Source organism: Isoptericola sp. NPDC060257, assembly GCF_042726645.1.
In the GTDB taxonomy this organism is placed as follows: domain Bacteria; phylum Actinomycetota; class Actinomycetes; order Actinomycetales; family Cellulomonadaceae; genus Isoptericola; species Isoptericola nanjingensis.
On record NZ_JBHXAW010000245.1, the window covers coordinates 1 to 6,768 of the forward strand.

Genomic DNA, 6,768 nt, shown 5'->3' on the forward strand with positions numbered 1-6,768 from the left:
CCCGGACCGGAGAACCCCCTGCTGCGGACCGTCGTCGTCGCCGACGCCGGCCACTGCGTGCGTCGCGACCAGCCCGAGGCGTACGTCGAGGCCGTCGAGGACTTCCTGGCCTCCGTGCTGGTCTGACCCCCCGCGCGGGCTCCGGCGCTCATCCCCGTGACAGCACCAGCGCGGCGCTGTGGCCGCCGAAGCCGAACGCGTTCACGAGCGCGTGCGGCGCCGTCGTCGTCCGGGGGGTGGTGACGACGTCGAGGTCGACCTCCGGGTCCGGGTCGTCGAGGTTGATGGTGGGCGGCACGACGCCGTCGCGCAGGGCCAGCAGCCCGACCAGCGCGCCCAGGGCGCCGGACGCGCCGAGCAGGTGCCCCGTGGACGCCTTCGTGGCGGTCACGGGGGGCGGGCTGCCGAGCGCGGCGCGCAGGGCCGCGGCCTCGTTGACGTCGCCCATCGGCGTGGACGTCGCGTGCGCGTGCACCAGCCCGACGTCGCCCGGTGCCAGGCCGGCGTCGTGCAGCGCGAGCGTGATGGTCCGGGCCTGGTTGGCCGGGTCGCCGCCGACGATGTCGAACGCGTCGGAGGTGAGGGACGTCCCGTCGACGGCGCCCAGGACCGTCGCGCCGCGGGCGCGGGCGTGCTCCTCGGCCTCGAGCACCACGAGCACGGCGCCCTCGCCCATGACGAAGCCGTCGCGGTGCACGTCGAACGGGCGCGAGGCGCGCAGCGGCTCGTCGTTGCGGGTCGACAGCGCGCGGACCCGGCCGAACCCGGTGAGGGACAGCGGCACGATGCTGGCCTCCGCCCCGCCGCACACCACGACGTCCGCGGCCCCCGAGCGGATCAGGTCACGGCCCTGACCGATCGCCTCCACCCCCGCGGCGCAGGCGCTGACCGGGGCGCGGGCACCGGCCTTGGCACCCAGGTCGAGGGACAGGTACGCCGCCGGTCCGTTCGCCATCGCCATCGTGATGGTGTGCGGGGACACGCGACGGTAACCGGCCGTCCCCAGGGTGTCCTGCATGGCGACCGTCGTCCCGATGCCGCCGTGCGCCGTGCCCACCGCCACCGCGAGCCGGGTGGGGTCCACGTCCGGCGATCCCGCCGACGCCCAGGCCTCCCGGCCCGCGACCAGGGTCAGCTGCTCCACCCGGTCGCGCGCGCGGCGCTCGGGCACGCTCAGCCCGTCGGCGAAAGCGTCGTCCGCCCGCGCGGCGATGCGCACCGGCAGGGTGCCGGCCCAGTCGTCCGTGATCGCGCCGGCCCCGTTCGCGCCGGCCCGGAGGGCCGCCCACGTCTCCTCGACCGTGCCCCCGACGGGCGTGACCGCCCCCGCACCCGTGACCACCGTTCGTCGCACCCGCATGCTCCTCGTCAGTCCGGTTGCCCCCTGCACCCGCACCGTGCGAGACCTTGTTGCGCGCAACTCTGCCCTGCCCTCCCGCGCGTCGCCCATGCAGGTCAGGCCTCGGCGCGGTTCCATGAGGGGACGGAGAGAACCGCCGGGCCCGCGCGACGAGGCGAGGGGCACGGACGAACCGTGCGGGAGCACGACCACGCGAGAGCACGATCCACGGCAGGATCCAGGAGGTCGCGATGAGCCAGACGATCGACGAGACCGGCGGCGGGACGGGCGGCGCCGCCCCCGAACCCGGCCTCAAGCGGGTGATGGGGCGCAAGCTCCTGCTGCTCTTCATCGTCGGGGACATCCTCGGCACCGGCGTCTACGCCCTCACCGGACAGGTCGCCGGCGAGGTCGGCGGCGCGGCCTGGGCGCCGTTCCTCATCGCGTTCGTGGTGGCGACGCTGACCGCGTTCTCCTACCTGGAGCTGGTCACCAAGTACCCGCAGGCCGCGGGCGCCGCGCTGTACACGCACAAGGCGTTCGGCATCCACTTCGTCACGTTCATCATCGCGTTCATGGTGATGTGCTCCGGCATCACGTCGGCGTCGACGGCGTCGAACGCGTTCGCGGGCTTCCTCAACGACGGCTTCGGCCTGGGCCTCGAGCCGGGTGGGGCGGGGCTTCTGCTGATCGCGCTGGGGTTCATGACCCTGGTGGCGCTGGTGAACTTCCGCGGCGTCGGCGAGAGCGTCAAGGCGAACGTCGTCCTCACGATCGTCGAGCTGTCCGGCCTGCTCATGGTGATCTTCGTCGGCATGTGGGGCATGACCCAGGGCCGGGCGGACTTCTCCCGCGTGGTGGTCTTCGAGAGCGCCGACGACAAGAGCGTCTTCCTGGCCGTGACGGCGGCGACGACACTCGCCTTCTTCGCCATGGTGGGCTTCGAGGACTCCGTGAACATGGCCGAGGAGTGCCGCGACCCCGTGAAGGACTTCCCGCGCACCATGCTCACGGGCCTGTCGATCACGGGGCTCATCTACGTGCTGGTCGCGATCACGGCCGTCGCCCTGGTCCCGGTGGGCGACCTGGCCGACGACTCGAAGGGGTCCGCCCTCACCCAGGTGGTCGCCGCCGGGGCGCCGGGTCTGCCCTTTGACACGATCTTCCCGTTCATCGGCATGTTCGCCGTCGCGAACTCCGCGCTGATCAACATGCTCATGGCGTCGCGGCTGCTGTACGGCCTGGCCCACCAGGGCGTGCTGCCGCGCAGCTTCGGCAAGGTGCACCGCACCCGCAAGACGCCGTGGGTGTCGATCATCGTGACCACGCTCATCTCGTTCGGGCTCATCATCTACGTGGTCCGGGCCAGTGCCACCGAGGCCGGCTCGGACGCGATCAGCCTGCTGGGCGGGACGACGTCGCTGCTGCTGCTCACCGTGTTCGCGGTGGTGAACGTGGCGCTGCTGGTGCTGCGCCGCAAGCCCGTGCAGCACGAGCACTTCCGCACCAAGACGTGGATCGCGGCGCTCGGCGCCGTCACCTGCGCCTTCCTCGCGGGTCCGTGGGCGCGCAGCGAGGCGCAGCAGGAGCAGTACGTCATCGCCGGCGGGCTGCTCGCCGTCGGCCTCGTGCTGTCCTTCATCACCTGGCTGTACAACCGCACCGTGAAGCACCAGCAGATCCACTTCGAACACGTCGAGGAGCTCGAGGAGGACAAGCCGCAGGCGGGCTACCCGAAGCGGTGACGCGACCGTCGACGCCGGACCACCCCGAACCCGCGCACGCACCGACCCCGGTCTGCCTCACCGTCAGGGGTCCCGAACCCCGGCGTCAGGCGGAGCGGTCCCAGGGCGTCCGGGTGCTGGCTCGTCGGGTGCCGGACGTTCGGGTGCCGGATGTTCGGGTGGTGCCGGATGACCGAGCGTGCCCGGGCCGGTGGGATCTGCCGGAGGGTCGTGGTGGGTCCGCCCGGTCGGTGACGTCCAGGTGACGGCGCCGTCCGGTGCGAGCCGGCTGCGCCAGGCGGTCCCGTGCTTCATCCCGTGATGGTGGCGGCAGAGGTGGGTCAGATTGTCCGCGACGGTGCGCCCGCCGTCGGACCACGCGACCACGTGGTCGACGTCGCACCGGGCCGCCGCCCGCGTGCAGCCCGGGAACCGGCACACGCCGTCGCGCTGCTGGAGGAACGCCCGCAGCGCCGCGGGGACGGTGTAGGTGCCGGGGTCGGTGGTGAGCACCCGACCGTCGACCGGGTCGACCAGCAACCGCCGCAGCGACGGGGCCGCCGCGGTGAGCGTGGATGCCGTCATCGCGTCCATCGGCCCGTGCCCGTCGAGGTCGGCCGCTGCGTCGGAGCCGCCCACCAGCGACAGCACCGGCACCGTCACCCGGACCGTCGGCGTGATCCGTCGCGCGATCCCGGCCAGGCCGGACACGTTCCCACCGGCAGGGTCTCGGTCGGCGGTGCCGACGTCGCAGGCCGGGTTCGTGCCCGCGAGCAGCAGGTCGGCGGCCGCGTCCGCGCGGAGCTGGGCGAGGGTCCGGTCGTCACCGGCTTCCCGGGCGCGCATCCCGGCACGGGTGAGGCGGTCGTAGACCGCGTGGGCGACGTGCGCGGGCAGGTGGGCGGTGAGCCAGGCCATGCCGTCGGCACCGGGATCGACGTAGGCGGCCCGGTCCTGCGCGGCCCGGCGATGCCGCTCGACGAACGGCTCGGGGTGGGCGACGTCCCGGGCCCGGCGCAGGTGCCGACGCAGCTGCGGAACGGTGCAGGTGGCGGCGCGAGGCAGCACGACGCCCTCGACCTGGGCGCGCGCGTCGGGGTCCGGAAGGTCCGCGAGGGTGTCCGCGACGGCGGTGGCGTGGGCCAGCGAGAGGCGGCCGTGTCGCAGAGCCTCGAGGGTGGCGTGCCCCGCCTCCCCGACGCCGACCGCCAGCGTGCGCGCCGTGTCGAGGAGGTGGGAGGCGGCCTGCTCGGTGAGGCGCAGCGCCGTCGCGAGGTCGGCCGTGAAGGCTCGTCGGGCGAGGTCGCGGCGGCGCGCGGCGCCCGCGCGGCTCAGCGCGACGTCGTCGTGCGCCAGCAGCGCCGCCTCCGCGCGCAGCGCCGTGACCCGGGCGCGTTCCGTGGCGACCAGCTTGCGCGCCTCGAGCGCGTGGACCTGGCGTTGGAGCTCTACGACCTCGTCGATCGCCGCCGACACGTGCGCGAGCGACGGCGCCGCCGGGGGCGGGTCGGCGAGGCGGGACGTCGGCACGGTGTCGAACATGTGTTCGACCCTAGCGGTGGGTCGGATGCGCCACAAGGGTGTGGACAACCACCTGTGGACAACTGTTCCCGCAGTTCAGGCGGCGGCGAGAGCCTGCTCGAAGGCCGCCAGCACGGGGGCGTTGAAGAGCACGAAGCGGACCTCGTCGATCGCCGCCGGGTTGGCGTCGTCCCACGACCGCACCGCCTCCAGGGCGGCGCGCGCGACGTCGTCGGGCGACCAGCCGTAGACGCCCGCGCCCACGGCGGGGAACGCGACGGTCCGGGCGCGGAGGTCGGCCGCGACGTCCAGCGACCGCGAGAAGCAGGAGGCGAGCAGCGCGGGGTCGGTCTGGCCGGCGTGCCGGTTCGGCCCGACCGTGTGGATCACCCACGCGGCGGGTAGGTCGAAGCCGGGGGTCGCGACGGCGTCGCCCACCGGCAGGCCGTCGGGCAGGGTGCTGCGGCGCAGCTCGCGGCAGGCCTCCAGCAGGCGCGGACCCGCGGCGGCGTGGATGGCGCCGTCGACCCCGCCGCCGCCCAGCAGCGACGAGTTCGCGGCGTTGACGATGGCGTCCGTGGCGACGGTCGTGAGGTCGCCGCGCTCGATGATGAGCTCCACGGTTCCTCCTCGGGGGATCGCGGGAGGTCAGGCCGTGCGGAGGGCCTTGTCCTCGTCGGGCATGAGGATCCACAGCACGATGTAGGCGAGCACCTGCGGGCCGGGGATGAGGATCGACGCCACGGAGAGCACGCGGACGAGGCCGCGGCTCCAGCCGAGGTAGTCGGCGAGGCCGGCGCAGACGCCGCCGAGCACGCGGCCGTGCTTCGGGCGGAACAGCTTGCGCTTCGGCGCGGGGGAAGGCTGGACGTACGGGGTCGAGGTCGGTGTGGTCATGCTTCGACGGTACGAGCGACGGGTCGCGCTCGGTATCGGGTGGTCCCCCGGTTCGACCCTGACCAGCTCGACCCTGAGGGACCCTGACCGCCCTCAGCCGGCGACGGCGGCCGCGACGCGCCGCTGGGAGGCGCGGGCGAACTCGGGCCAGCGGTCCCAGTAGTACGGCAGCGCGATGACACCCTGCACCAGCACCCACCCGAGCCCGCGCTCCCAGGCGCCGTCGTCGAGGTCTCCGCCCGGGCCGGCGCCGGCCGCCTCACGGAACGCGTCGCGGTCGCGGCCGGAGAAGAGCCACCACGCGGGCGGGAGGTCGGCCGCCGGGTCGCCGACGCCGAGCGCGCCCCAGTCGATGACGGCGGTGAGTCGGCCGCCGTCGGCGAGCAGGTTGCCCGGCATGAGGTCGCCGTGCAGCCAGGTGCCGGGCACCGGGTCGGTAGCGGCCTCCAGGGCACGGTCCCACGCCTTGAGGACGGCGGGGCCGTCGACGCGGTCGCCGGACTCGGCGGTGGCGCGGCGGACGTCGTCGTCCAGGCGGGCGAGCGGGACGCCGCGGCCGGTGCCGTCCTTGACCGGGCCGCCCGTCGGGTCGACGGCCCGCAGCGCGGTGACGAACGCGCCGAGGTCGGCGGCCGCGGCGACGGGGTCCAGGTTCGGGGCGGCGGCAGGGTCGAGCGGGTCCGCCGTCGCCGCGCCCGGCACCCACGGCACGACCGACCAGTGGAACGGGTACGCCTCGTCGGGCTCGCCGACGGCGAGGGGCGCGGGCACCGTCAAGGGCACGTGCGGGGCCAGCCGGGGCAGCCACCGCGCGTCCGCGAGCGCGTGCTCGCCGGCCCAGGCGACCTTCGGCATCCGGGCCACGAGCTCGTCGCCGAGCCGGAACAGCAGGTGGTCGGTGCCCGACTCCCGCACCGGCGTCACGGGCAGTGAACCCCACCGCGGGTGCTGCGCCGCGACCAGGCGGCGGACGTCGTCGGCGGTGACCCGGACCTCGTCGTCGTGCAGCGGCATGGGCCGACGGTAGGCGCGCGCCGCTCGCCCCGGCCAGGTGATACTCGGGTCATGCGACGGACGACGGCGGTGCTCACGCCGGTCTGCACGGCCGTGCTCGCGATCGCGGCGCTGGGGGCGTGCGCCCCGGGGCCGGCGTCGTCGGCGGCGTCCGCGGCCCCGGCCCCCGGGACCCCGCCGGGGGTCTCGCTGGCGCCCCCCCGCGGCCCCATAGAATATAAGCAGGGCGGGGCGGACGTCCAAGCCGCGGGCGCGGCGGACCAGGACGGAGGC

6 protein-coding genes and 1 pseudogene are annotated in these 6,768 nt (G+C 74.9%); 2 read left to right on the plus strand and 5 right to left on the minus strand.

What is annotated here, in order from left to right:
* Positions 1-148: 148 nt before the first annotated feature.
* Positions 149-1,354 (minus strand): beta-ketoacyl-[acyl-carrier-protein] synthase family protein, encoded by a 1,206-nt coding sequence (locus ACFWEK_RS16970; protein ID WP_430554792.1) that lies wholly within the window; start codon positions 1,352-1,354, stop codon positions 149-151.
* A gap of 236 nt (positions 1,355-1,590) precedes the next feature.
* Here ACFWEK_RS16970 and ACFWEK_RS16975 point away from each other — a divergent pair, with 236 nt between their 5' ends.
* Entirely contained in the window at positions 1,591-3,084 is a 1,494-nt protein-coding gene (locus ACFWEK_RS16975) for an APC family permease (RefSeq protein WP_430554793.1), read from the plus strand.
* A 63-nt stretch (positions 3,085-3,147) separates the two neighbouring features.
* Here ACFWEK_RS16975 and ACFWEK_RS16980 read toward each other — a convergent pair whose 3' ends face one another.
* From ACFWEK_RS16980 to ACFWEK_RS16995, 4 genes are all read right to left on the minus strand, one after another.
* Positions 3,148-4,605 (minus strand): DUF222 domain-containing protein, encoded by a 1,458-nt coding sequence (locus ACFWEK_RS16980; RefSeq protein ID WP_430554794.1) that lies wholly within the window; start codon positions 4,603-4,605, stop codon positions 3,148-3,150.
* A gap of 75 nt (positions 4,606-4,680) precedes the next feature.
* A complete protein-coding gene (locus ACFWEK_RS16985) occupies positions 4,681-5,205 on the minus strand; it encodes an O-acetyl-ADP-ribose deacetylase (RefSeq protein ID WP_430554795.1) in 525 nt (174 codons plus the stop codon).
* 27 nt (positions 5,206-5,232) lie between these two features.
* On the minus strand, positions 5,233-5,481 hold the full coding sequence (locus ACFWEK_RS16990) for a PspC domain-containing protein (protein WP_430547669.1): 249 nt from the start codon (positions 5,479-5,481) through the stop codon (positions 5,233-5,235).
* 93 nt (positions 5,482-5,574) lie between these two features.
* Positions 5,575-6,495: an aminoglycoside phosphotransferase family protein gene (locus ACFWEK_RS16995; protein WP_430554796.1), complete on the minus strand. Its 921-nt coding sequence runs from the start codon at positions 6,493-6,495 to the stop codon at positions 5,575-5,577.
* A 51-nt stretch (positions 6,496-6,546) separates the two neighbouring features.
* On the opposite strand from ACFWEK_RS16995, the pseudogene ACFWEK_RS17000 reads away from it, so the two are divergent.
* Positions 6,547-6,768 (plus strand): annotated as a pseudogene (locus ACFWEK_RS17000) (hypothetical protein); the annotation flags it as partial.